This window comes from Rhizobium sp. 01N48 (genome assembly GCF_056399145.1).
This window is the reverse complement of sequence record NZ_JBFTQT010000004.1, coordinates 148,947-171,462: the sequence shown is the minus strand read 5'-3', so window position 1 is coordinate 171,462 and position 22,516 is coordinate 148,947. Positions and strand designations below refer to the sequence as shown.

The 22,516-nt window shown below is 61.8% G+C and carries 24 protein-coding genes; 15 read left to right on the top strand and 9 right to left on the bottom strand.

The genetic code is table 11. The features are described from left to right. Position 1 precedes the first annotated feature (1 nt). The 6 genes from AC1DOG_RS10055 to fabD form a co-directional block, all read right to left on the bottom strand. The gene (locus tag AC1DOG_RS10055) at positions 2 to 889 is read right to left on the bottom strand and encodes a YicC/YloC family endoribonuclease (RefSeq protein WP_477927710.1); all 888 of its coding nucleotides are present in this window, start codon (positions 887 to 889) and stop codon (positions 2 to 4) included. Positions 890 to 906: 17 nt separating this feature from the next. Next, positions 907 to 2,142 carry an endolytic transglycosylase MltG gene (gene mltG / locus AC1DOG_RS10050; protein WP_047513340.1) on the bottom strand — a complete coding sequence of 412 codons (1,236 nt, stop codon included), beginning with the start codon at positions 2,140 to 2,142 and terminating at the stop codon, positions 907 to 909. A 117-nt stretch (positions 2,143 to 2,259) separates the two neighbouring features. Beyond that, positions 2,260 to 3,522, bottom strand: coding sequence for a beta-ketoacyl-ACP synthase II (gene fabF, locus AC1DOG_RS10045; protein WP_477927708.1), 1,263 nt, complete (start codon positions 3,520 to 3,522; stop codon positions 2,260 to 2,262). A gap of 93 nt (positions 3,523 to 3,615) precedes the next feature. Then, entirely contained in the window at positions 3,616 to 3,852 is a 237-nt protein-coding gene (locus AC1DOG_RS10040) for an acyl carrier protein (RefSeq protein WP_003502080.1), read from the bottom strand. A gap of 291 nt (positions 3,853 to 4,143) precedes the next feature. After that, positions 4,144 to 4,881 carry a 3-oxoacyl-[acyl-carrier-protein] reductase gene (gene fabG / locus AC1DOG_RS10035; protein ID WP_018898755.1) on the bottom strand — a complete coding sequence of 246 codons (738 nt, stop codon included), beginning with the start codon at positions 4,879 to 4,881 and terminating at the stop codon, positions 4,144 to 4,146. A 29-nt stretch (positions 4,882 to 4,910) separates the two neighbouring features. Beyond that, entirely contained in the window at positions 4,911 to 5,855 is a 945-nt protein-coding gene (gene fabD, locus AC1DOG_RS10030; RefSeq protein WP_477927705.1) for an ACP S-malonyltransferase, read from the bottom strand. 207 nt (positions 5,856 to 6,062) lie between these two features. Here fabD and AC1DOG_RS10025 point away from each other — a divergent pair, with 207 nt between their 5' ends. The 6 genes from AC1DOG_RS10025 to rplI all read left to right on the top strand — a co-directional run bounded on the left by AC1DOG_RS10025 (position 6,063) and on the right by rplI (position 11,004). Next, positions 6,063 to 7,106: an aldo/keto reductase gene (locus tag AC1DOG_RS10025; RefSeq protein WP_113200639.1), complete on the top strand. Its 1,044-nt coding sequence runs from the start codon at positions 6,063 to 6,065 to the stop codon at positions 7,104 to 7,106. Positions 7,107 to 7,290: 184 nt separating this feature from the next. After that, a complete protein-coding gene (locus tag AC1DOG_RS10020) occupies positions 7,291 to 8,241 on the top strand; it encodes an extracellular catalytic domain type 1 short-chain-length polyhydroxyalkanoate depolymerase (RefSeq protein WP_477927703.1) in 951 nt (316 codons plus the stop codon). 303 nt (positions 8,242 to 8,544) lie between these two features. Beyond that, on the top strand, positions 8,545 to 9,003 hold the full coding sequence (gene rpsF / locus AC1DOG_RS10015; RefSeq protein ID WP_018898759.1) for a 30S ribosomal protein S6: 459 nt from the start codon (positions 8,545 to 8,547) through the stop codon (positions 9,001 to 9,003). Between the two features lie 12 nt (positions 9,004 to 9,015). Next, positions 9,016 to 9,264, top strand: a complete 249-nt coding sequence (rpsR, locus tag AC1DOG_RS10010) for a 30S ribosomal protein S18 (protein ID WP_007531286.1) — start codon at positions 9,016 to 9,018, stop codon at positions 9,262 to 9,264. Positions 9,265 to 9,420: 156 nt separating this feature from the next. After that, entirely contained in the window at positions 9,421 to 10,407 is a 987-nt protein-coding gene (locus AC1DOG_RS10005) for a YybS family protein (RefSeq protein WP_477927700.1), read from the top strand. Positions 10,408 to 10,428: 21 nt separating this feature from the next. Further along, positions 10,429 to 11,004 carry a 50S ribosomal protein L9 gene (rplI, locus tag AC1DOG_RS10000; protein WP_113200642.1) on the top strand — a complete coding sequence of 192 codons (576 nt, stop codon included), beginning with the start codon at positions 10,429 to 10,431 and terminating at the stop codon, positions 11,002 to 11,004. Positions 11,005 to 11,079: 75 nt separating this feature from the next. Here the strand turns inward: rplI and AC1DOG_RS09995 are convergent, their stop codons facing one another. The 3 genes from AC1DOG_RS09995 to AC1DOG_RS09985 are packed head-to-tail and all read right to left on the bottom strand — an operon-like array spanning position 11,080 to position 14,290. Further along, complete coding sequence (locus tag AC1DOG_RS09995; protein ID WP_477927698.1) at positions 11,080 to 12,144, bottom strand: HlyD family secretion protein; 1,065 nt, start codon at positions 12,142 to 12,144, stop codon at positions 11,080 to 11,082. A 15-nt stretch (positions 12,145 to 12,159) separates the two neighbouring features. Continuing rightward, positions 12,160 to 13,836, bottom strand: a complete 1,677-nt coding sequence (locus AC1DOG_RS09990; RefSeq protein WP_477927696.1) for an MFS transporter — start codon at positions 13,834 to 13,836, stop codon at positions 12,160 to 12,162. Positions 13,837 to 13,846: 10 nt separating this feature from the next. Next, complete coding sequence (locus tag AC1DOG_RS09985; RefSeq protein WP_026283054.1) at positions 13,847 to 14,290, bottom strand: MarR family transcriptional regulator; 444 nt, start codon at positions 14,288 to 14,290, stop codon at positions 13,847 to 13,849. Positions 14,291 to 14,619: 329 nt separating this feature from the next. Between AC1DOG_RS09985 and AC1DOG_RS09980 the strand changes: the two genes are divergently transcribed. The 9 genes from AC1DOG_RS09980 (at position 14,620) to purF (ending at position 22,450) form a co-directional block, all read left to right on the top strand. Beyond that, the gene (locus AC1DOG_RS09980; protein WP_113008460.1) at positions 14,620 to 16,113 is read left to right on the top strand and encodes a replicative DNA helicase; all 1,494 of its coding nucleotides are present in this window, start codon (positions 14,620 to 14,622) and stop codon (positions 16,111 to 16,113) included. A 51-nt stretch (positions 16,114 to 16,164) separates the two neighbouring features. Further along, positions 16,165 to 16,455, top strand: coding sequence for a toxin-antitoxin system TumE family protein (locus AC1DOG_RS09975; protein ID WP_112819246.1), 291 nt, complete (start codon positions 16,165 to 16,167; stop codon positions 16,453 to 16,455). Next, positions 16,452 to 16,814: an HVO_A0114 family putative DNA-binding protein gene (locus AC1DOG_RS09970; RefSeq protein WP_477927693.1), complete on the top strand. Its 363-nt coding sequence runs from the start codon at positions 16,452 to 16,454 to the stop codon at positions 16,812 to 16,814. Before AC1DOG_RS09975 ends, AC1DOG_RS09970 begins: the two co-directional genes overlap by 4 nt. An 83-nt stretch (positions 16,815 to 16,897) precedes the next feature. Continuing rightward, complete coding sequence (gene alr / locus AC1DOG_RS09965; RefSeq protein ID WP_477927691.1) at positions 16,898 to 18,067, top strand: alanine racemase; 1,170 nt, start codon at positions 16,898 to 16,900, stop codon at positions 18,065 to 18,067. 52 nt (positions 18,068 to 18,119) lie between these two features. Then, entirely contained in the window at positions 18,120 to 18,374 is a 255-nt protein-coding gene (locus AC1DOG_RS09960; RefSeq protein ID WP_477927689.1) for a type II toxin-antitoxin system ParD family antitoxin, read from the top strand. Further along, positions 18,371 to 18,685 (top strand): type II toxin-antitoxin system RelE/ParE family toxin, encoded by a 315-nt coding sequence (locus tag AC1DOG_RS09955; protein ID WP_477927687.1) that lies wholly within the window; start codon positions 18,371 to 18,373, stop codon positions 18,683 to 18,685. Before AC1DOG_RS09960 ends, AC1DOG_RS09955 begins: the two co-directional genes overlap by 4 nt. 4 nt (positions 18,686 to 18,689) lie before the next feature. Beyond that, a complete protein-coding gene (gene radA / locus AC1DOG_RS09950; RefSeq protein WP_018898771.1) occupies positions 18,690 to 20,093 on the top strand; it encodes a DNA repair protein RadA in 1,404 nt (467 codons plus the stop codon). Between the two features lie 93 nt (positions 20,094 to 20,186). Next, positions 20,187 to 20,813, top strand: a complete 627-nt coding sequence (locus AC1DOG_RS09945; protein ID WP_018898772.1) for a CvpA family protein — start codon at positions 20,187 to 20,189, stop codon at positions 20,811 to 20,813. A gap of 146 nt (positions 20,814 to 20,959) precedes the next feature. Continuing rightward, positions 20,960 to 22,450: an amidophosphoribosyltransferase gene (gene purF / locus AC1DOG_RS09940; protein ID WP_477927685.1), complete on the top strand. Its 1,491-nt coding sequence runs from the start codon at positions 20,960 to 20,962 to the stop codon at positions 22,448 to 22,450. Positions 22,451 to 22,516: the final 66 nt, after the last annotated feature.

The following is a 22,516-nucleotide window of genomic DNA, read 5'->3' as shown; positions in this document are numbered from 1 at the left end:
CTCACTCCAAATTCTGAACTTGCTCGCGGAACTGGTCGATGACCACTTTCAACTCAATACCGGCCGCTGTCACGGCAGCCGCATTGGACTTCGAGCATATTGTATTCGATTCCCGGTTAAATTCCTGTGCAAGGAAATCGAGCTTGCGGCCGATAGGGCCGCCCTTCGCGAGCAGGTCGCGCGCGGCGGCGACATGTGCCTTCAGGCGGTCGATCTCTTCGCGTAGGTCCGCCTTGGTCGCCAGGATCGCCGCCTCGGCATGGAGCCTGTCCTGATCGAACTTGCCGGATGCATCCATGAGCATCGCGACCTGGGCCGCGAGCCGTGCCGCGATCTCGCGCGGCGAGCGTGACGGGTCGCTTTCCACGACCTGGGTCAGCCGCTCGATGATCGCTACTTGGTCTAGGAGCACGCGGGAGAGCGCCGCCCCCTCCTGCTCGCGCATATGCCTGAGGTCGGTCAGTGCCAGCGCAAGGCCATTCATGATCTCGGCATCGCGCACGGCGATGGCTTCCGGGCTATCCTCGGTCTCGCGGAAATCGACGATGCCGCGAATGCCGAGAAGCGTATCGAGCTTCAACGGTGCCGGATCGATGATATCAGCGAGCTGATCGCGCAGCGACAGGACGGCGGCAAGCGCTTCCTGGTTGAGGACGGTTTCGACGCGGCTTTCGGGCGACGAGACGGACAGCGACACCTGCATATTGCCGCGGCTGAACTGCTCGCCGGCCAGTCGCTTGACATCGTTTTCCAGCCGCTCGAGGCCCGGCGGCAGGCGCAGGCGGATATCAAGGCCCTTGCCGTTTACCGAGCGCAGCTCCCAGGCCCAGCGCCAGCGATCAATCGTGCCTTCGCGCCGCGCAAAACCCGTCATGGACTGCAAAGCCATGGAAGCCTCCGATGGTGTTAGTTTCTCTTTTTCTTCGGAGCCGGAGCAGGCGCTGCCGGCGCATCGGCGGGCGTTGCCGCATCGGGCTGCCCATCGACGGCGATATTCGGATCGGCGCCCTTGTCTGCTTCCAGCTTGCGCCAGCGCCGGACATTGGCATTGTGGTCCTCAAGCGTGGCGGCGAAGACATGGCCACCCGTGCCATCGGCCACGAAGTAGAGGTCCTGCGTCTTCCACGGATTGGCGACAGCTTCCAGCGCATCGCGGCCGGGATTGGCGATCGGCGTCGGCGGGAGACCCTTGATCACATAGGTGTTGAAGGGCGTCTCTTTCTTCAGGTCCGACTGGTAGATCGGCCGATCCGCCGGCTTGCCGTCGCCACCGAACAATCCATAGATGATCGTCGGGTCCGACTGCAGGCGCATGCCCTTACCCAGGCGGTTCAGGAAGACCGAGGCCACATGGGCGCGCTCGTCTGGAACGCCGGTTTCCTTTTCGACAATGGAGGCGAGAACGATCATCTCGTCCTTCGACTTGAAAGGCAGCGACGGATCGCGCTTGTCCCAGATCTGGTCCACGAGCTTCTGCTGTGCGGCGGCCATCTGCTCGATGATCTCGGCGCGCTTGGTGCCGCGCGAGAACTTATAGGTGTCCGGGCGCAGGCTGCCCTCCGCCGGCAGGACCGTCGGGAGGTCGCCCTCAAGCACCTGATCCTCGTTCATGCGGTTGAACATCTGGCGGACGCTCAGGCCCTCGGGGAAGGAGATCGAATAGAGGATGGACTTGCCGGATTTCAGCAGTTCCATGATCTCGTTCATCGAGGCATGCGCCTTGATCTCGTACTCACCGGCCTTGAGGCTTTCGCCATCGTTCAGATGGGTGGCGGTGAGATAGCGGAAGACGCGGCCATCGGAGATGATGTTGTTGCGCTCCAGATTGAACGCGATCTCGGTGATCCCTGCGCCGTTGCGCACGATGAAATTGGTGTTGGCCTCCAGCGGACCGGGGCTCTGGTAGGTGGAAATCGCATAGTAGAAGACGACGACGGCGGCGGCGCAGCCGAGCACGACCAGCGTCATCAGGAAGTTCAGGAAAATGACGACCTGGCTTCTGGCCTTCTTGGAGCGCTTCGGCGGCTCCGGCACGCGCTCAGGGCGCAGCGCTTCGGTTGGCGATTTCGGAATGATCGGGCCACTCTGCGACTGCTGGCCCTGCTGGCCGGTCGTGTCGTTGCTCTGGTTCGTATCGCTCACCGGCAATCCTCTAAATTTGGCCCCAAAAGCTGCTTCTTGCGAAGCAATGCGGCGAAATGCGGGTGGGCAGCCATCGGATTGGACTGCCCTGCCCGTTGCGGACGTCGACGGTCAGTCTCAGGCGACGTAGCGGCGCAGCACCAGCGATGCGTTTGTACCGCCGAATCCGAAGGAATTCGACAGCGCCACGTTCACTTCCCGTTGACGCGCCTTGTGCGGGACGAGATCGATCATCGTCTCACGCTCGGGGTTGTCGAGATTGAGCGTCGGCGGCACGACGTTGTCGCGGATCGACAGCGTCGCGAAGATCGCCTCGATCGCACCGGCAGCGCCCAGGAGGTGGCCGGTGGCGGACTTGGTCGAGGACATGGAGATCTTCGACGCGGCGTCGCCGACCAGACGCTCGACGGCGCCGAGTTCGATCGTATCGGCCATGGTCGATGTGCCGTGCGCGTTGATGTAGTCGATATCGGCAGGCGTCAGACCAGCGCGCTTCAGCGCCATTGCCATGCAGCGGCCGGCGCCCTCGCCGTCTTCCGACGGCGCGGTGATGTGGTAGGCGTCGCCCGACAGGCCATAGCCGACGACTTCGGCATAGATCCGCGCGCCGCGCGCCAGGGCATGCTCGAGCTCTTCGAGAACGACGATGCCGGCGCCTTCGCCCATGACGAAGCCGTCACGGTCCTTGTCGTAGGGGCGCGAGGCTTTGGTGGGATCGTCGTTGTGCTGCGTGGAGAGCGCCTTGCAGGCCGCGAAACCGGCGAGCGAGATGCGGCTGACCGGCGATTCGGTGCCGCCGGCGACCATGACATCAGCATCGCCGAAAGCGATCAGGCGGGCAGCATCGCCAATGGCGTGCGCACCGGTCGAGCAGGCGGTGACGACGGAATGGTTCGGCCCGCGCAGCTTGTGACGGATCGAGACCTGGCCGGATACGAGGTTGATCAGACGGCCGGGAATGAAGAATGGAGAAATGCGGCGCGGGCCCTTGTCGCGCAGCGTATAGCCCGCCTCGACGATGCCTTCGATGCCGCCAATGCCGGAGCCGATGAGGACGCCGGTGGCAATCTGGTCTTCGTCGCTCTCGGGATGCCAGTTGGCATCGTTGAGCGCCATGTCGGCCGCGGCCATGCCATAGATGATGAAGGGATCGACCTTGCGCTGTTCCTTGGGCTCCATCCAATCATCCTGATTGAAGGTGCCGCCGGTGCCATCGCCGACAGGGATACGGCATGCGATCTTGGCCGGAAGGTCATCGACTTCGAACTCGGTCACGAGGCGTGCGCCGTTTTCACCCGCCAGCAGGCGAGCCCAGGTCACTTCCGTGCCGCATCCCAAGGGAGACACCATGCCAGTGCCCGTAATAACCACCCGTCTCATCGACTGCATTCCCCCGCCTTTTGTGTTCTATGGAGACCATGCCAGAAATAAAAAGGGCGGACTCCGGGTCCGCCCTTTCTAAAGTGCTCAGGATTAAGCCTGGGCCTTTTCGATAAACTTAACGGCGTCGCCGACCGTCAGGATCGAGTCCGCAGCGTCGTCAGGAATTTCAACGCCGAATTCTTCTTCGAACGCCATGACCAGTTCGACGGTGTCGAGCGAGTCAGCGCCCAGATCGTCGATGAAGCTTGCGCCTTCGACAACCTTGTCGGCGTCGACGCCAAGATGATCAATAACAATTTTCTTTACGCGTTCTGCGATATCGCTCATGTCGGTTTCCTCGACCTTATAATCCTGATCAGAGAGCCTTTATGGCACCCTACCCTGTTTCAGCCTGCGGCGCCCTAAAGCCACCTTCGGCAAACTCGTTGTACCCGGCTACCAGAGATGTCCCAGGCTTGCTTGGAAAGCCCGCCGGTCCGTCTTCTTTCTCGGGAGACTGTTCACAGTCATGGCCCGATTAACACGGTTTATGTCTGTCGCAAAGCCAGAAAATCAACCCCATAGCGTTGGTGAACAGGCTATTGCGGGGAAAAACGGCCCGAAAGCCAGTTTTCCGTTTCAGATCATGGCCATGCCGCCATTTACATGCAAAGTCTGGCCCGTCATGTAGGCCGCTTCCGACGAAGCCAGGTAAGCAACGGCGGAGGCCACTTCGGCACCGGTGCCCATGCGCTTCATCGGGATCGCGCCCATGATCGCGTCCTTCTGCTTGTCGTTCAGCTTGCCGGTCATCGCGCTTTCGATGAAGCCCGGAGCCACGCAATTGACCGTCACGTTGCGGGTCGCGATCTCCTGCGCCAGCGACTTGGTGAAGCCGATCATGCCGGCCTTGGAGGCGCAGTAGTTGGCCTGGCCGGGATTGCCGGTGACGCCGACGATCGAAGTGATGTTGATGATGCGGCCATAGCGGCGGCGCATCATCGGATGCGTCAGCTCGCGTGTCAGGCGGAACATCGAGGTCAGGTTGACTTCGATGACGCTGTCCCAGTCCTCGTCCGACATGCGCACGAAGAGGCCGTCCTTGGTGATGCCGGCGTTGTTGACGAGAATGTCGACGCCGTCGAGTTCGGCTTCCGCCTTGACGCCGAGCGCCTTGACTTCGTCGCGATCGGCAAGGTTCGCCGGGAAGATCTTGACGCGGTCGCCGAGTTCATTCGCCAGCGCCTCGAGCTTTTCGACGCGGGTGCCGTGCAGGCCGACGATGGCGCCCTGCTTGTGCAGGATGCGGGCGATTTCTTCGCCGATGCCGCCAGAGGCACCAGTTACCAGAGCCTTGCGGCCGGAGAGATCGAGCATGGAAGAATTCCTTGTAATCGTTAAATCAATCAGGCCAGAAGAGCGGCAACGGCCGCGTCGATATCAGCCGGCGAATTGACCGAGATGCCGGTCACGTTCTTGTCGATGCGGCGCGCGAGGCCGGTCAGCACCTTGCCGGCGCCGAGTTCGTAAAGCGTGGTCACGCCGTTTGCCGCGAACCACTCGACCGTTTCGCGCCAGCGAACCTGGCCGGTGACCTGCTCGACCAGCAGCTTGGCGATTTCCTCGGCGTCGGTAACGGGCGCGGCGCGCACGTTGGCGATGACGGGCACGACCGGGTTCGACTTCGCCACACCTGCCAGCGCTTCGCGCATCGCGTCGGCTGCCGGCGCCATCAGCGCGGAATGGAAAGGTGCGGAGACCGGCAGCAGGATAGCGCGCTTTGCGCCCTTTTCGGTGGCGATGGCAGCAGCCTTCTCGACCGGCGCCTTCTCACCCGAAATCACGATCTGGCCGCCGCCATTGTCGTTGGCGATCTGGCAAGCGCCAAGAGCCGAGGCTTCCTCGCAGACGGCGATCACGTCAGCATGTTCAAGGCCGATGATGGCGGCCATGGCGCCGACGCCGACGGGAACGGCAGCCTGCATCGCGTTGCCGCGAATGCGCAGGAGGCGCGCCGTATCGGCGATCGAGAACATGCCGGCGGCACAGAGGGCGGAGTATTCGCCGAGCGAGTGGCCGGCGACGTAGGAGACCTTGGCCTTGAGATCGACGCCCTTGGCTTCAAGCACGCGGATGACGGCCATCGACACGGCCATCAGCGCCGGCTGCGCATTGGCGGTCAGCGTCAGCGTCTCTTCCGGACCGTTGAAGATGGTCTCGGACAGCTTCTCGCCGAGAGCGTCATCGACCTCTGCAAAAACGGCGCGCGCTTCGGCGAAATTGTCGGCAAGATCCTTGCCCATGCCGACGGCCTGACTGCCCTGGCCAGGGAACGTGAAAGCGATGGTCATCCTATGTCCTTTTTATATGGACCCGCGGTCATTTCGCCTCCAATTGACATTCTTTCCCCGAGAGTCAAGTGCCGAAGGCCTGCGTTCCAAGGCTTTCGCGACTGCAACAAAGCAGCACTTTTGCTCTTGCGCTTGCTCAATTCCGGCCTAAATTCGCGCCGTCCTTCCAAGACCTCTTTCTTTTAAGATCACGATTAAGGCTCCCCAATGAAGCATAAGAAACTTGGCCGCACCGATATTTCGGTGTCCGAAATCTGCCTTGGCACCATGACCTGGGGCACGCAGAACACCGAGGCGGAAGCGCACGCGCAGATGGACTACGCCTTCGAAAAGGGCGTCAACTTCTTCGACACCGCCGAGCTTTATCCGACCACGCCCGTCGGCCCCGAGACCCAGGGCCTGACCGAGGATTATATCGGCACCTGGCTTGAGAAGACGGGCAAGCGCAAGGATATCGTCCTCGCCTCCAAGGTTGCCGGCCCCGGTCGTTCCTATATCCGTGGCGGCGAAGGCGCCGACGCCAAGAATATGCGACTGGCGATCGAGGCCAGCCTGAAGCGACTGAAGACCGACTATATCGATCTCTACCAGATCCATTGGCCGGTTCGCGGTCATTTCCACTTCCGCCAGAACTGGCACTACGACCCCTTCAAGCAGGATCGCGCCAAGGCCGTCGCCAACATCACCGATATCCTCGAGACGGCGGGCGAGCTGGTGAAGGAAGGCAAGATCCGGACGATCGGCCTCTCCAACGAGACGACCTGGGGTACGCAGAAGTATCTTACGATCGCCGAGCAGCTCGGCCTGCCGCGCGTCGTCAGCATCCAGAACGAGTACAACCTGCTCTATCGCCACTACGATCTCGACATGGCCGAGATGTCGCACCATGAGGACGTGGGCCTGCTCGCCTACTCGCCGCTCGCCGGCGGCATCCTCAGCGGCAAGTATATCGGCGGCGCCGTGCCTGGTGGCTCGCGCGGCTCGATCAACGGCGACATCGGCGGACGCCTGCAGCCGCTGCAGGAAGCGCCGACCAAGGCTTACGTCGAGATCGCCAAGCGCCACGGGCTCGATCCGTCGGCCATGGCCATCGCGTTCTGCCTGACACGCCGCTTCATGACGTCTGCGATCATCGGCGCGACGACGATGGCGCAGCTGACGACCGATATAGACGCGGCCGGCGTCAAGCTGTCGAGCGAGATCCTCGCCGAGATCGACAAGGTGCATCGCGAATATCCGATGCCGATCTGATATCGGCCCGCCGCGGCAGTCTGTCGCGAATGTCCGAAATCACCCGAATTTAACAGGAGCCGTCATTGTTTATCCGCAATGGCGGCTCACTTCGTTTTTGCCTGATGGTACTGACCGCAGCGCCAGAATTTTGGTCTGCGATCATTTCATATTGCTTATGTTTCAATACTTTATGGAAACTCAGATGATTGGTTCGCTTTACAGGTCCCTCACTCACAGAGTCATTCTTGGATTTGCCGCGCTTCTGGCCGGTGTCGCCGTTGCGTCCGCTGCCGCAGCGGCGGATCCTTCTGGTCAGGTGACGGTCGGGAGCACCGTTCGCAGCTTCACCCTGCATGTGCCTGATGGCCCGCGCCCGCCAGGTGGCTTTCCCCTGGTACTTGCCTTTCACGGCGGCGGCCAGCAGGGACCGGCCATGCGGCGGCTGAGCGGCCTTGATGCCGTCGCCGACAGCAGACGCTTCATCGTTGCCTATCCCAACGGTATCGACAAGCACTGGAACGACGGACGTTCGACGATCCGCAATCCTCAAAACGACGTCGGCTTCGTCTCCGCGCTGATCGATCAGGTGCAGCGGAGCTATGGCATCGACAGCAAACGCGTCTACGCGACGGGCATTTCGAACGGCGCACTCTTTGCCGAACGGCTCGGTTGCGACCTGTCCCGACGGATCGCCGCGATTGCGCCGGTTGCTGGAACACTGCCAAGCGACATAGCCGCGAAATGCCGCCCCGAACGTCCGGTCGCCGTATTGCAGATCGACGGCACGGCCGATCCAATCATGCCGTTCAAGGGCGGTGATGTCGCCGATTTCGGGGGCGCGGGCGAAGGAGGCAAGGTCTTGTCGGTCCGCGACACGGCGGCGTTCTGGGCCAGAACCAATGGATGCGCTCTGCCAGGGAAATCGGCACCGCTCGCTCCGACCGCTCGACCCGATAGCACGCGCGTCGTCGCCACGCGATACGACGGATGCCGACCATCGGGCGCCGTTGAGGTCCTGACGGTTACCGGCGGCGGCCATACTTGGCCCGGCGGCGTGCAATATGCGCGACGTCTGTTCGTTGGCGTGACCAGCCGGCAAATCGATGCCAGCCGCTCGATCGCCGACTTCTTCCTGTCGCAACCGCCGCGGTAAACCCGTTTTTCGCCGGTGGCGATATGTTTTCCGGGGCGGCCTTGCGTTTTCGTCAGAAATCCGTATAAGCCGCCCTGTTCGCAAAACCCGGTCTTCTGGCTGGTGGCTGAACGGAGGGCCGGTTTCCCACGGGAAATCGTTCGGAACGGAAGCGTTCCAGCCTCCCGTGTCTCCGCTCTCGACCGTCTCGGAACGCTTTTCTTGCCTGGGCCGCCCTTTTGGGGATTTGCCCAATCAGGAGCAGTCGTTGAGGCTTAGCCGCCGAATATCGGGTTGAATAAACGCAAGAAAGGCAAAGCTGTCATGGCTCTTTATGAACATGTATTCCTTGCCCGACAGGATATTTCCGCTCAGCAGGTAGAAGCCCTCGTAGAACAGTACAAGGGCGTACTCGAAGCTAACGGCGGTAAGGTCGGGCGCGTAGAAAACTGGGGCCTCAAGTCCCTGACCTACCGCATCAAGAAGAACCGCAAGGCTCACTACGTTCTCGTCGACATCGACGCCCCGGCTGCTGCCGTGCAGGAAATGGAACGTCAGATGCGCATCAGCGAAGACGTCCTTCGCTACATGACCATCGCTGTTGAAGCTCACGAAGAAGGCCCGTCTGCTATGATGCAGAAGCGCGACCGCGACGACCGCGGCCCGCGTGATGGCGCCGATCGTGGCCCGCGTCGCGAATTCGGCGATCGTCCGCCGCGTCGTGATGGCGACTTCCAGCGTGGCCCGCGTCCTGATCGCGCCCCGCGCGAAGACCGTGCATAAGGAGAACTGAGAATGTCTGAATCTTCCTCCGCACCGGTACGTCGTCCCTTCCACCGTCGTCGCAAGACTTGCCCTTTCTCCGGCGCAAACGCTCCGCGCATCGACTACAAGGACGTTCGTCTCCTGCAGCGCTACATTTCCGAGCGCGGCAAGATCGTTCCTTCCCGTATCACGGCTGTTTCGCAGAAGAAGCAGCGCGAACTCGCTCAGGCGATCAAGCGCGCTCGTTTCCTCGGTCTGCTGCCGTACGTCGTCGCTTAATTAGCTGACGAGACCAAATCGAGGGAAGGCAGCAATGCCTTCCCTTCTCCCTTTCGCGATGGGCGCGGATCGGAACCCCTAAAACCCATGTTGAGGCCTTTCTGAAACTGATTCAGGAAACGCCCTCTAACTGCTTGATGAAGCAGGACAGCGACCGTGAAACCACTGAATGCAAAAATGCTGGGCGTTGGAGCCCTCGCCGGGTTCGTCGCCGCACTTCTGGTGCTGGGCGCTGGCCGGCAGCCGTCTTCTTTCAGTGCTGTTCTCTACGCGGCTTCCGCGCTTCCCATTCTTCTTGTCGGCCTCGGCTGGGGCAACATGGCGGCGATCTCGGCCGTCGTTACCGCCGCCGTCCTCGGCGCGATCGCCATCTCGCCGTCCTTCGCGCTGATGATGACGCTGGTCACGCTGCTGCCGGCAGGCTGGATCAGCCACCTCGCCAATCTCGCGCGCCCCGCTTCCGAACTCGGCGGCCCCGATCATCTGATGGCGTGGTATCCGCTGTCGGATATCCTGCTGCATCTCTGTGGCCTCGTGACGTTCGCCGTCATCGTCGTCGGCGTGATGATCGGCTACGGCCCCGAACTGATCGACCGTCTGGTCGATGTGCTTTTCACTTCGGTGGCGCAGCAGCAGACCGATTTCACGCCCGACGCGGCTGTGATCGCGCAGACCAAGTCGCTCGTTCTCCTGCTTCTGCCGGCCATCCAGGGCGGCATGTGGGTGGTGATGCTGTTTGCGGCCTATTACATCGCGACGCGCATCGTTGCTGCATCCGGCGGCGGCCTTCGTCCGCGCGAGGATATCCCCTCCTCGCTCCGGATGAACCGCAACACGATCTTCATCTTCCTTCTCGGGCTTGCCGCAACCTTTCTGGGCGGCATCCCGGCGATGGTCGGAGCAACCGTCGTCGGCACGTTCGGTGCCGGCTTCCTTCTCTCCGGTTTCGCGGCGCTGCATTTTCGCACGCGCGGCAAGGAATGGCGTCTGCCGGCGCTTATCCTCTGCTACCTGGCATCTCTCATGTTGATGCTGCCAGCCTTTTTCATCCTCGTTCTGGGGCTCCGCGATACCCGCAAGGCGATCGCGCTCACCCCGAACAAGGATGCTGATGCCCCCAAACAGACAGATTCGAAACTCTAAGAACACGAAAGGAAAACTGACATGGACGTCATTCTTCTCGAACGCATCTCCAAGCTCGGCCAGATGGGCGAAACCGTAAAGGTTCGCGACGGCTTCGCACGTAACTACCTGCTGCCGCTCGGCAAGGCTCTTCGTTCGAACGAAGCCAACAAGAAGCGCTTCGAGTCCGAGCGCGCAACGCTTGAAGCCCGCAACCTCGAGCGCAAGTCGGAAGCACAGACCGTTGCCGACGCTCTCGAAGGCAAGTCCTTCGTCGTCGTTCGTTCGGCTGGCGAAACCGGCCAGATGTACGGCTCGGTCGCTGCTCGCGACATCGTCGAAATTCTCGCTGCTGAAGGCTTCAACATCAGCCGCAGCCAGGTTCACCTGAACACCCCGATCAAGACGATCGGTCTGCACCAGGTCGAACTGCAGCTGCATGCCGAAGTCGAAATCAACGTCGAGATCAACGTTGCTCGTTCGGCCGAAGAAGCCGAGCGCCAGAAGCAGGGCGAAACCCTGACGTCTGTCGACGCCATCTACGGCGTTGATGAAGACGCTCTGCGTCCGGAAGACTTCTTCGATCCGGAAGCCGACGGCAACGCCGAAGACGAATAAGGTTCAGGAGAGCAATCTCCCGAATGCGAAAGCCGGGCCTCGCGCCCGGCTTTTTGCTGTCCGCTATCTTGAAGACTAATTGGCCGCCGTCTTCTGCTCGGGCTCGGCGCTCTTGTCGACGCTGACGACGACCGAGAGACCCGGACCGAGGTTCTTGGCGGCCGGCTGGCCGGGATCTATGCTGATGCGAACGCCGACGCGCTGGGCGATCTTGACGAAATTGCCGGTGGCGTTATCCGCCTTGATCACAGCGAATTCGGAGCCGGCAGCGGGCGAAAAGCGCTCGATGCGACCGGTGAGCCGCTGACGGCCCAGGGCATCGACCACGATCGAGACGGGCTGACCGACCTGCATGCCCTCAAGCTGCGTCTCCTTGAAATTGGCGACGACCCAGACTTCTTCCGGCACCACCGCCATCAATTGCGTGCCTACCGCGACGTACTGGCCGAGGCGAACGCCGATCTCGCCGAGATGGCCGTCGCGCGGCGCCAGGATCGACGTGTTCTGGAGATCGATCTCTGCGAGATGCACGGTCGCTTCCGCGCTTGCCACGTTGGCCTCCAGCAGCGAGCGATTGACGATGATGGTCGCCAGATTCTGCTTCGACACTTCGAGCGCCGACTGCGCCTGGTTCAACGCCGCCTTCGCTTCCTCAAGCGTCGCCTGCGCCTGCTCGGATTCGCTGGCCGAAGCGATACCCCTGTCGTTGAGGTTGCTGATACGGTCCCAGGCGAGCTGCGCGCGCTTCAGCGAGGCGTTGGCGCTATCGATCTGCGCCTGGCTCGAAGCGATGGTCGCTTTTGCCGACAGCTCCGACTGGCGGGAGTTTTCAAGCGACGCTTTTTGCCCCTCAAGTGCCGAGCGGGCCTGAGCCAGCTTTTGCGTGTAGATGCGGTCGTCGATCTTGGCCAGCACGTCTCCCTGCTTGACCTGCTGGTAGTCCTTCACCGGAACATCGACGATGTAGCCATTCACCTGCGGGCTCATGATCGTCACGTAGCCCCTGATATAGGCGTTATCGGTCGTTTCGACCGATGTGACGAAGGGCGGCAGCCGCCAGGCGTAAAGCACGAGCAGGACGCCCGCGATACCGGCGATAATGGCGATGAGACTGGCGGGCGACCGGAAGAATTTCGACATGCGGTGAACTCGTGATCAGGATTGAACGGCTGCGGAAGCATTCGGCTCGGCGGTCCGGCGCTCAGATAGGCGCAGCCATGCCTGATGAAGAAGCATGACCAGGAGACCGAGTAGAGATGCCACGCAAATTGCGAGGAAGGTGTCGTTGTAGGCGAGCGTATAGGCTTCCCGCGTGACCTGCTGCGACAGCAATGCCAGCCCTTCGGCATTGAGCAATGTCTGGTCGGTGATGACCTTGCCGTAACCGGCGGACAGCTGCGAGACGCGTTGGGCCACCAGCGGATCCTGCAGCAGGATATGCTCGACCAGCACGTTCGAGTGGAACTTCTCGCGGATGGTGACGAAAGTGCCGAGCATGGCCGAGCCGAAGAGCGAGCCGATACTCTGGGTGAAGAGGAAGATCGCCAGGAAGTTGACGATGAAGGGCATTCCACGGGCCATGGCCGCCTTGAAGCCGCTCGCCATCACCGGCGGCAGGAACATTGCCGCGCCCGCCGAGACCAAGGCTTGGCTGAGATACATCTGCTCCGGCCTTGTGAGGCTTGTGGACTGGCTGTCGAGATAGGCGCCCGCCGCGATGAGCACCAGCGATATCAGGTGCGCGGTGCTGACGTAGCGCGTGGTCATCAAGAGCGTGCAGAACAATCCGCCGAGCACCGAGGCGACCAGAACGATCGCGTACAGCTTCGTCGTCTGATCGTTGAGCAGGCCAAGCTGCTGATAGAAATTGGCAGCGGTCGAGGATTGTTCTGACGAGACGAAGCGGAACATCAGCAGGACGCCCGCCATCCTGAGATTGGGGCCAGACAGCACCCAGCGGATATCGAGCATCGGATTTTCGCGCGGCAGCTCGATCGCCACCACGAGCGCCAGGCAACCGGCGGCGACCGCAAGCAGAACGCCGATCCACGGCGCTTCTAACCACCAGTAGAGACGCCCGAGCGTGAGGACGACCGCTAGGCAGCCGAAACCGACGGCCAGCAGGAGATAACTCAGAATATCCATGCGCTGGATGACGACCGCGCGTGGCGGTGAGGTCAAGGGCATGGTGTAAATGATGGCGAAGGCCAGCAGCGCCAGCCCCATCTCCAGCGTATAGAGCGCGTGGTAACCGCCGAGATCAAGCAGCGGCGGCGAGATGATACGTGCGATCGGCGCGGCAAATAGCGTGCACATCAGCGCAAGGCTGATGCCTGTCGTCAGCTTGCGCTCCGGTGGGAACAGCTCGAGCATGTAGAGAAAGCCGAGCGTGGAGATCGGGGCCGCCGCGATGCCGCTTAGCGCCCGCACGACGATGGCGGAGTGCAGGTCGGTCACGAGAAGGTTCAGCACCGCGGCAAAGACGAAGCAGATGATGCTGAACTCGGCGAAACGTCTCAGGCCATATTGCGTGCGGATCTTGAACAGCGCGATCGACAGGCTGGCATATGGCGCCATATAGGCCGCCGACAGCCACGAGACCTCAGCGGTCGTCGCCGAAAACGACCCCTGGAGCTGGTAGATATTGGCATTCACGAGGTTCATGCCGAGACCCTGCGTGACGAAGAGCAGGACCGAGGCGGCCATGTAGAAGGGCTTCTTCCAGCCGGCCATCGCCACGACGGGCGGGGGCGCAGGCTGCGGTTCCTGTGCCGCCGCCTCGTCCGCGGCTTTTGGCGCAACACTGTCGCTGGACGCCTGGACGAGGCTCATTACTATTTCCTCACACTCCGCGAATGCCCTGCAAATTCGCCTGCATGGCCCGTATCGTATCCAAGGTAGTCCTCAGATCGCGTTCGGGAATACCTGCGATCACCTGGGCACGCACGCTGACGGCGATGTCGTCGATCTCGCCGGCGACGACCTTGCCTGTCTCGGTAATGTAGATCTCCTTGGCGCGGCGATCGGAGCCCGCGACCCGGCGCTCGACAAAGCCCTGCCCTTCCATCGCGTCCAGAATACGGACCAATGTCGGCGTTTCCAGCTCCAGCCGATCGGCAAGCTCCCGCTGGTTGATGCCGTCCTTCTTGTTCAGCGTGAAAAACACCCGCGCCCGCGGCAGCGTCATGTTCCGTTCCCGGACGATCTTGTCGAAAACCGCTCTAAGCTTCCGGTTGAAAGCAGCCAAATCTTCAATCAACTCTCGTCCGAGAGGCGCATTTGTCATATTTATCAGTCCATTTAATTAGCGTGCTTATTATTTGTTTTATACCTACAGTCATTTTCCGCGTTTTTCAAGCGGTGATGACGAGAGTCTCAATGCACACTCCCCTATCAATGCCTAAAATACCACGAACGCGTTGATTCGCGTGAGTCGCTTTGTACCGTGTCCGGAAGGCTACACCGCCGGTATTTTCGCGTGATGGCAAGATGCGCTGTGGAGAAGTCGAACAACGTGCCAAAGCCAAAGCGTTTTGGCCGCTCGCCATGTTCAGCACTTGATTTTGCCGTTGGTGAATTGCAAACCCGAAGCTGAATAAGACAGAACGGATCAAGATGAACGACGCCGCCCGAAAGATCGCCGCTGTTGCCCAGCCGGAGCAGCACTACCGCGAAGCACCCAACAACATCGAGGCCGAGCAGGCGCTTCTCGGCGCGATCCTGATGAACAACGACGCCTATTACCGGGTGTCGGACTTCCTCAAGCCGCCGCATCTTTACGAGCCGCTGCATCGCAAGATCTTCGAGGTTGCGGGCGATATCATCCGCATGGGCAAGATCGCCAATCCCGTGACGATCAAGACCTTCCTGAAGGCCGACGAGAAGGTCGGCGACATGACGGTCTCCGAGTACCTCGCCCGCCTGGCGCGCGAAGCCGTCACCATCATCAACGCCGAGGACTACGGCCGCGCGATCTACGATCTGGCGCTGCGCCGGGCGCTGATCACCATCGGCGAGGACGTCGTCAACATCGCCTATGACGCGCCGCTCGACATGCCGCCACAGGCGCAGATCGAAGACACCGAGCGCCGCCTGTTCGAGCTTGCCGAAAACGGGCGCTACGACGGTGGCTTCCAGGCGTTCAACGACGCGGTAGCGCTGGCGATCGACATGGCGGCTGTCGCCAAGGAGCGCGATGGCGGCCTTTCCGGTATCTCGACCGGCATCATGTCGCTCGATAGCAAGATGGGCGGTCTGCAGCGGTCCGACTTGATCGTGCTTGCCGGACGCCCGGGCATGGGCAAGACCTCGCTTGCGACCAATATCGCCTACAACATCGCCGCCGCTTATGAAGGCGAAGTGCAGTCCGACGGCAGTATGAAGGCGAAACAAGGCGGCGTCGTCGGCTTCTACTCGCTCGAAATGTCGTCCGAACAGCTGGCCACCCGTATCATCTCCGAGCAGACCGAGGTTTCCTCGTCGAAGATCCGCCGTGGTGACATCAACGATGCCGACTTCGAAAAGCTCGTCGCCTGCTCGATGATGATGCAGAAGGTGCCGCTCTATATCGACCAGACCGGTGGTATCTCGATCGCACAGCTCTCTGCCCGCGCGCGCCGCCTGAAGCGCCAGCGCGGCCTCGATTGCCTCGTGGTGGACTACATCCAGCTGATGACGGGCGCCGGCAAGGGCGACAACCGCGTGCAGGAAATCACCCAGATCACGACGGGCCTCAAGGCGCTCGGCAAGGAACTGAACGTGCCGATCATCGCGCTGTCGCAGCTGTCGCGTCAGGTCGAAAGCCGCGAGGACAAGCGCCCGCAGCTCTCCGACCTTCGTGAATCGGGCTCGATCGAGCAGGACGCCGACGTCGTGCTCTTCGTGTTTCGCGAGGAATATTACGTCAAGAACCTCGAGCCGCGCGACATCCACGATCCGAAATATCCGGAGTGGGAAGCGCTGTTCGACAAGGTGAAGGGCACGGCCGACGTGATCATCGCCAAGCAGCGCCACGGACCGACCGGCACCGTCAAGCTCGCCTTCCAGTCGGAGTTCACCCGCTTCGCCGATCTGGCCGAGCCGAGCTTCACGCATTACGAAGAGCAGTAAGGGTCCGAACCTAATTTGACACCGCGCCCTCATGTTGGCATTATCGCCAACATGAGGGCGCAACTGCTTTACCGCTCGAAGTCCGTGTTGTCGGACGGGGCCATCCAGGAGTTGGTCGTCTGGAAAGTAGCGCGGCCGGTGCCGGGTAGCGCCCACGACTACAAATACAGCCTCTTCTATGGCTATCCCGGACAACGCGTCGTCGGGTATGACAACGAGCGAGGCAAGGGCGACCACAAGCACCTCGATGGCAGTGAAGAGGCATACGCGTTCTCGACCGTCGAAAAACTTCTCGAAGATTTTCGACGAGACGTGGACATCAGAAGGAGCCGGCGCAGATGACCACCGCAACGATCCGAATTCAAAGAGACGATGACGCCGCGATCGGCAACGCGATCGATGGGTTCGTCAAAGCCTGGAATAGCGGCGAAGCGCAACCTCACCTGTTCACCTTCTCATCACCCGAACAGCTCTTCTCGGTGCTCACGCCCAAACGCTGGACATTGATCGAGCGCCTGCAGGCGATTGGCCCTTCGACCTATCGCGGCCTGGCCGCCGCGCTGTCCCGTGACGTCAAACGGGTCCACGAGGATGCGGCCGCGCTGATCGAATGGGGACTGATCGAGGTCAACGAAGAAGGGCGTATCCATGTGCCCTATGAAGTGATCCATGCCGACTTCGACCTTCGCAGCGTTGCGTAAGCAAAGTGGCGTCTCTTCCTTGTAATCATCCCACCCTTACAATGTGCGGAGACCTCCCTCCGCCTCCACTGCAGATGTGAAACATGACCGATTTTGCCGACGACTACGAAGAAGAAGACCGTTTTGCCTCCGCGGGTTTGCGCCTGACGGTGGATCTGGCCGCGCTGACCGAAAACTGGCGTGACATGGCGCGGCGTTCCGGCAACGCGCGCACGGCGGCCGTGGTCAAGGCCGATGCCTATGGCACCGGGATGGAGGACGCCGGAGAGGCGCTTTATCTGGCGGGCGCGCGGGATTTCTTCGTGGCCACCGTCGATGAAGGCGTGACGCTCAGGCTCTATGCGCCTGATGCCCGCATCTTCGTGCTCGCAGGCATCTGGCCGGGGACCGAACGCCGCTTTTTCGAGAACGATCTCGTGCCGGTCATCTCGTCCGAGGAACAGCTTGCCTTCTGGATGGCGGTGCTGGCCGAATACGGCGATTACCCTTGCGCGCTGCATGTCGATACCGGCTTCAACCGCCTCGGCCTCGATATGAACGAGGCGATCGCGCTCGCCGACGACGTCTCGCGTCCGGCGAGTTTCGCGCCCGTGCTGGTCATGAGCCACCTTGCCTGCGGCGACGAGCCGAGCTCGGCGATGAACCGGCAACAGCTTGAATCATTCCGCAAGGTTAGCGCCGCCTATGAAGGTATCGATTCAAGCCTTTCGGCCTCCGCCGGCATCTTCCTCGGCAACGACTATCACTTCGATCTGACGCGCCCCGGGATCGCGCTTTATGGCGGCGCGGCGGTCAACGGCATGGCCAATCCGATGCGGCCAGTCGTGACGGCCGAGGCGCGCGTCATTCAGGTGCGTGATGCCAAGGCCGGCGATGGCGTCGGCTATGGCCGCGCGCTGGAACTCACCCGCGATAGCCGCCTCGCCATCGTCTCTGCCGGTTACGCCGATGGGTATCTGCGCAGCCAATCCGGCGGTGGCGTCCCCCTGCGCCAGGTGGCGCCCCAGGGCGGCCACGGCTTTATTGCCGGACGCAAGGTGCCGATTGCCGGACGCGTGACCATGGATATGACGATCTTCGACATCACCGATCTGCCCGAGAACGCGGTGAGCGCCGGCAACTATGTCGAACTCTTCGGGAAGAACATTTCGGTGGACGAGGTCGCGCGGGCGGCGGGTACGATCGGCTATGAAGTGCTGACCAGCATGGGGTTGCGCCATGAGCGCCGGTATCTGAGCGAGGACGACAGCTAGGGCTTGGAAAGCGATATTCTCCTGTGCTATACGAGAACAAAAGGAGATCGAAATGACCGAGATCCATCTCGACCAGGAACAGCGTGACTTCATCGCCGACCAGGTGAAAGCCGGCCTTTACAAGGACGCGGACGCTGTCGTTGCCGCCGGCCTTCGGCTCTTGGGAAGCGAAGAAGGCAGGCTTACGGAATTGAGACGGGCGATCGACAACGCCGAACGCCAGATTGCGCGTGGCGAAGGCGTGAGCTTCTCGGAAGACGACAGCCTCACGGATTACATCATAAGCAAAGCGCGGGAGCGGACGTGATACATCGGAGACGGTTCGAGCTTTCTCCCGACGCGATCAATGACCTAACCGCAATTTACAACTACGTCGCCGAGCAAAACCCTTCGGCGGCCGTTAAATTGCTTAACGACATCGACACAAAAATCAAAGAGATGGCGCGATCCGGGAACTCTGGCGTGTCCCGCAGCTGGGTGCGGCCGGGACTGCGCGCGATGCCCTTTAGAGGCCGCTGCATCTATTTCCGCGTCACCGATTCCACCCTTTACGTCCTGCGCGTCGTCCACGGGCGCCAGTTGATAACCCCCGACGACTTCAGCGAAAGCAACGACTGACCTCATGGCGAAAGCAAGAACACAATTCATCTGCCAGGGCTGCGGCACCATCCACAGCCGCTGGGCCGGCAAATGCGAGGGTTGCGGCGCGTGGAACACCATCGTCGAGGAAGACCCGATGGGCGGGATCGGCGGTGGGCCGGCGAAGACGCCGAAGAAAGGCCGCCCAGTAGCGCTGACCGCCCTGTCGGGCGAGATCGAGGAAGCGCCGCGCATCCATACCGGCATTTCGGAGCTCGACCGCGCGCTGGGCGGCGGTTTCGTGCGCGGTTCGGCGGTACTGATCGGCGGCGATCCAGGTATCGGCAAGTCCACCTTGCTCATGCAGGGCGCGGCCGCACTGTCGCGACGCGGGCATCGGATCATCTATGTCTCGGGCGAAGAGGCGGTCGCGCAGGTGCGACTCAGGGCGCAGCGCCTTGGTGCAGCGGATACGGATGTGCTGCTCGCCGCCGAGACCAATGTCGAGGATATCCTGGCGACGCTGGCCGAAGGCAAGCGGCCCGATCTCGTCATCATCGATTCCATCCAGACGCTGTGGAGCGATCTTGCCGAATCCGCGCCGGGCACCGTGACGCAGGTGCGCACCGGCGTTCAGGCGATGATCAAGTTCGCCAAGCAGACGGGTGCCGCCATGGTGCTCGTCGGCCATGTCACCAAGGACGGGCAGATCGCCGGTCCGCGCGTGGTCGAGCACATGGTCGACGCCGTTCTCTACTTCGAGGGCGACCGGGGTCACCACTACCGCATCCTGCGTACGGTGAAGAACCGCTTCGGGCCGACCGACGAGATCGGCGTGTTCGAGATGTCGGACAAGGGCCTGCGCGAAGTGGCGAACCCGTCCGAGCTCTTCCTCGGCGAGCGTAACGAGAAATCGCCGGGGGCTGCCGTGTTTGCCGGTATCGAGGGCACGCGGCCGATCCTCGTCGAAGTGCAGGCGCTGGTGGCGCCGACGTCGCTCGGCACGCCGCGACGCGCGATCGTCGGGTGGGATTCGGCGCGTCTGTCGATGATCCTCGCCGTGCTCGAGGCGCATTGCGGGGTGAAGCTCGGGCAGCACGACGTCTATCTCAACATCGCCGGCGGCTACCGGATTTCAGAGCCGGCAGCGGATGTGGCGGTCGCGTCCGCATTGGTTTCGTCGCTTGCCGGTATTGCCCTTCCGGCTGATTGTGTCTATTTCGGCGAAGTCAGCCTGTCGGGCGCCGTCCGGCCGGTTGCGCACACGAACCAGCGCCTCAAAGAAGCCGAGAAGCTCGGATTTTCTGCAGCGCTGCTTCCATCGGGGTCCGCCGAACTGCCGAAGGGCACGGGCGGGCGCTGGAGCGAGATCGAAAGCCTGCCGGATCTGGTCGCCCGGATCGCCGGCTCGAAGGGCGCTTTGAGACGTGTGGAAGAAGAGGTTTGATCCTTTCATCGCCGCAACAGGTGATGATATAGGATGCACGCAATGAGGCGCGACTGAGCTGCGAATTGGCGGCCGTCCTGGAGTTGGATTTATATGCCCATTACGATTTTCGACGGTATTGTCATCGGCGTCGTGCTTTTTTCCGCCGTGCTCGCCATGGTGCGCGGCTTCTCCCGCGAAGTGCTCTCGATCGCAAGCTGGGGCGGCTCGGCTGCCGCGGCCTACTATTTCTACCCCTATCTCGTGCCCTACGCGAAGAAGTATACCGACGATGACCGCATCGCGCTCGTCGGCTCGGCCGCGGTCGTGTTCCTGATCGCGCTGATCGTCATTTCCTTCATCACCATGAAGATCGCCGATTTCATCATCGACAGCCGCATCGGCGCGCTCGACCGTACTTTGGGCTTCCTGTTTGGAGCCGCAAGAGGCATACTTCTGCTCGTCGTCGCCACCGCTTTCTGGAACTGGCTCGTCGATGTCGATCACCGCCCGAACTGGGTCAACAACGCCAAGTCCAAGCCGTTCCTGGATTCGATGGTGACGAAGCTGCAGTCGGTTCTGCCTGCTGAATTCGCCCAGGTGATCCGCGCGAGCGTGATGGAGAAACTACAGCCGCAGGGCGGCAATGCGGAAGGCGACAATGCGCCGGCTTCCGATCAGGCGCCGGCCGAGGATGCCGCGCCCGCCCCTGCCAATGGTGCACAGCAGCCGTCTAATTGACGCAGTGTTCAACAGCTTGACCCAGCCTGTGGCAGTTGCCATTTGAGGGGGACGCGAATAAAGGTCCGGCCGGGCACACGCTCCGCCGGGCTTACGCCGTTTTCGGAAGTGCCATACCATTCTTGTGAGAGCAAAGGCCCGCAGCAATGAACCAGTCCCATTCCTCCACGCTCAACGACGAACTCGATGGCGATACGCTGCATGAGGAATGCGGTGTCTTCGGCGTTCTCGGCCATCCCGATGGCGCAACGCTGACAGCGCTCGGGCTGCATGCCCTGCAGCATCGTGGACAGGAGGCGGCCGGTATCGTCACATTCGACGGCAAGCAGTTCCATACCGAAAAGCGCATGGGCCTCGTCGGCGACCACTATACGGATCCGGCAACGCTGGCAAAGCTTCCGGGCTTCATCTCGATCGGCCACACACGCTACTCCACGACGGGGGAAGTGGCGCTGCGCAACGTGCAGCCGCTGTTTGCCGAACTGGAAGTCGGCGGCATCGCCGTTGCCCATAATGGCAATTTCACCAACGGCCTGACGATGCGGCGCATGCTGATCGCCGATGGCGCCATCTTCCAGGCGACGTCGGACACCGAAGTGGTGCTGCACCTGATCGCCCGCTCCAAGCAGACCTCGTCCTCCGACCGCTTCATCGACGCCATCCGCCAGATGGAAGGCGGCTACTCGATGCTGGCGATGACCCGCACGAAGCTGATCGCCGCGCGCGACCCGATCGGTATCCGTCCCCTCGTGATGGGCGAGCTCGACGGCAAGCCGATCTTCTGTTCCGAGACCTGTGCGCTCGACATCATCGGCGCGAAATATATTCGCGACGTCGAGAACGGCGAAGTCATCATCTGCGAAATCCAGCCCGACGGCTCGATCACCATCGACAGCCGCAAGGCCGATCAGCCGAAGCCGGAACGCCTCTGCCTGTTCGAATATGTCTACTTCGCCCGCCCCGATTCCGTCGTCGGCGGCCGTAGCGTCTACACGGCGCGCAAGAACATGGGCATCAACCTCGCCAAGGAAGCCCCCGTCGTGGCCGACGTCGTTGTGCCGGTGCCGGATGGCGGCACGCCGGCAGCGCTCGGCTTTGCCCAGGCAAGCGGCATTCCGTTTGAATACGGCATCATCCGCAACCACTATGTCGGCCGCACCTTCATCGAGCCGACGCAGCAGATTCGCGCCTTCGGCGTGAAGCTGAAGCATTCGGCCAACCGCGCGATGATCGAAGGCAAGCGCGTCGTCCTGGTCGACGATTCGATCGTTCGCGGCACGACCTCGCTGAAGATCGTGCAGATGATCCGCGATGCCGGCGCCAAGGAAGTGCATATCCGCGTCGCCAGCCCGATGATCTACTTCCCGGACTTCTACGGCATCGACACGCCTGATGCCGACAAGCTGCTCGCCAACCAGTATTCGAGCCTGCAGGCTATGTGCGACTATATCGGCGCCGACTCGCTCGAGTTCCTGTCGATCGACGGCCTTTACCGCGCCGTTGGCGGCGAGAACCGCGATGCGGCCAATCCGCAATTCACCGATCACTACTTCACCGGCGACTACCCGACGCGCCTGCTCGACAACGACAGCACGAGCAATGTCCGCAAGCTCGCCGTGATGGCCAGCAACGGCTGATTTCGACTGACCTTTCGATCGAGGGGCCGATCGCGCCCCTCGCCTCCCCGCGCATACGGATAAGGC

Bases quoted from the DNA above. Each gene is read 5' to 3' on its own strand.
- AC1DOG_RS09985 (WP_026283054.1), bottom strand. From the start codon at position 14,290: ATGACAAATGCGCCTCTCGGACGAGAGTTGATTGAAGATTTGGCTGCT.
- AC1DOG_RS09980 (WP_113008460.1), top strand. From the start codon at position 14,620: ATGAACGACGCCGCCCGAAAGATCGCCGCTGTTGCCCAGCCGGAGCAG.
- rpsR (WP_007531286.1), top strand. From the start codon at position 9,016: ATGTCTGAATCTTCCTCCGCACCGGTACGTCGTCCCTTCCACCGTCGT.
- AC1DOG_RS09975 (WP_112819246.1), top strand. From the start codon at position 16,165: ATGAGGGCGCAACTGCTTTACCGCTCGAAGTCCGTGTTGTCGGACGGG.
- radA (WP_018898771.1), top strand. From the start codon at position 18,690: ATGGCGAAAGCAAGAACACAATTCATCTGCCAGGGCTGCGGCACCATC.
- rplI (WP_113200642.1), top strand. From the start codon at position 10,429: ATGGACGTCATTCTTCTCGAACGCATCTCCAAGCTCGGCCAGATGGGC.
- AC1DOG_RS10025 (WP_113200639.1), top strand. From the start codon at position 6,063: ATGAAGCATAAGAAACTTGGCCGCACCGATATTTCGGTGTCCGAAATC.
- rpsF (WP_018898759.1), top strand. From the start codon at position 8,545: ATGGCTCTTTATGAACATGTATTCCTTGCCCGACAGGATATTTCCGCT.
- fabD (WP_477927705.1), bottom strand. From the start codon at position 5,855: ATGACCATCGCTTTCACGTTCCCTGGCCAGGGCAGTCAGGCCGTCGGC.
- AC1DOG_RS09995 (WP_477927698.1), bottom strand. From the start codon at position 12,144: ATGTCGAAATTCTTCCGGTCGCCCGCCAGTCTCATCGCCATTATCGCC.
- alr (WP_477927691.1), top strand. From the start codon at position 16,898: ATGACCGATTTTGCCGACGACTACGAAGAAGAAGACCGTTTTGCCTCC.
- AC1DOG_RS09960 (WP_477927689.1), top strand. From the start codon at position 18,120: ATGACCGAGATCCATCTCGACCAGGAACAGCGTGACTTCATCGCCGAC.
- fabG (WP_018898755.1), bottom strand. From the start codon at position 4,881: ATGCTCGATCTCTCCGGCCGCAAGGCTCTGGTAACTGGTGCCTCTGGC.
- AC1DOG_RS10040 (WP_003502080.1), bottom strand. From the start codon at position 3,852: ATGAGCGATATCGCAGAACGCGTAAAGAAAATTGTTATTGATCATCTT.
- AC1DOG_RS09970 (WP_477927693.1), top strand. From the start codon at position 16,452: ATGACCACCGCAACGATCCGAATTCAAAGAGACGATGACGCCGCGATC.
- purF (WP_477927685.1), top strand. From the start codon at position 20,960: ATGAACCAGTCCCATTCCTCCACGCTCAACGACGAACTCGATGGCGAT.
- AC1DOG_RS09990 (WP_477927696.1), bottom strand. From the start codon at position 13,836: ATGAGCCTCGTCCAGGCGTCCAGCGACAGTGTTGCGCCAAAAGCCGCG.
- fabF (WP_477927708.1), bottom strand. From the start codon at position 3,522: ATGAGACGGGTGGTTATTACGGGCACTGGCATGGTGTCTCCCTTGGGA.
- AC1DOG_RS10020 (WP_477927703.1), top strand. From the start codon at position 7,291: ATGATTGGTTCGCTTTACAGGTCCCTCACTCACAGAGTCATTCTTGGA.
- AC1DOG_RS09945 (WP_018898772.1), top strand. From the start codon at position 20,187: ATGCCCATTACGATTTTCGACGGTATTGTCATCGGCGTCGTGCTTTTT.
- AC1DOG_RS10055 (WP_477927710.1), bottom strand. From the start codon at position 889: ATGGCTTTGCAGTCCATGACGGGTTTTGCGCGGCGCGAAGGCACGATT.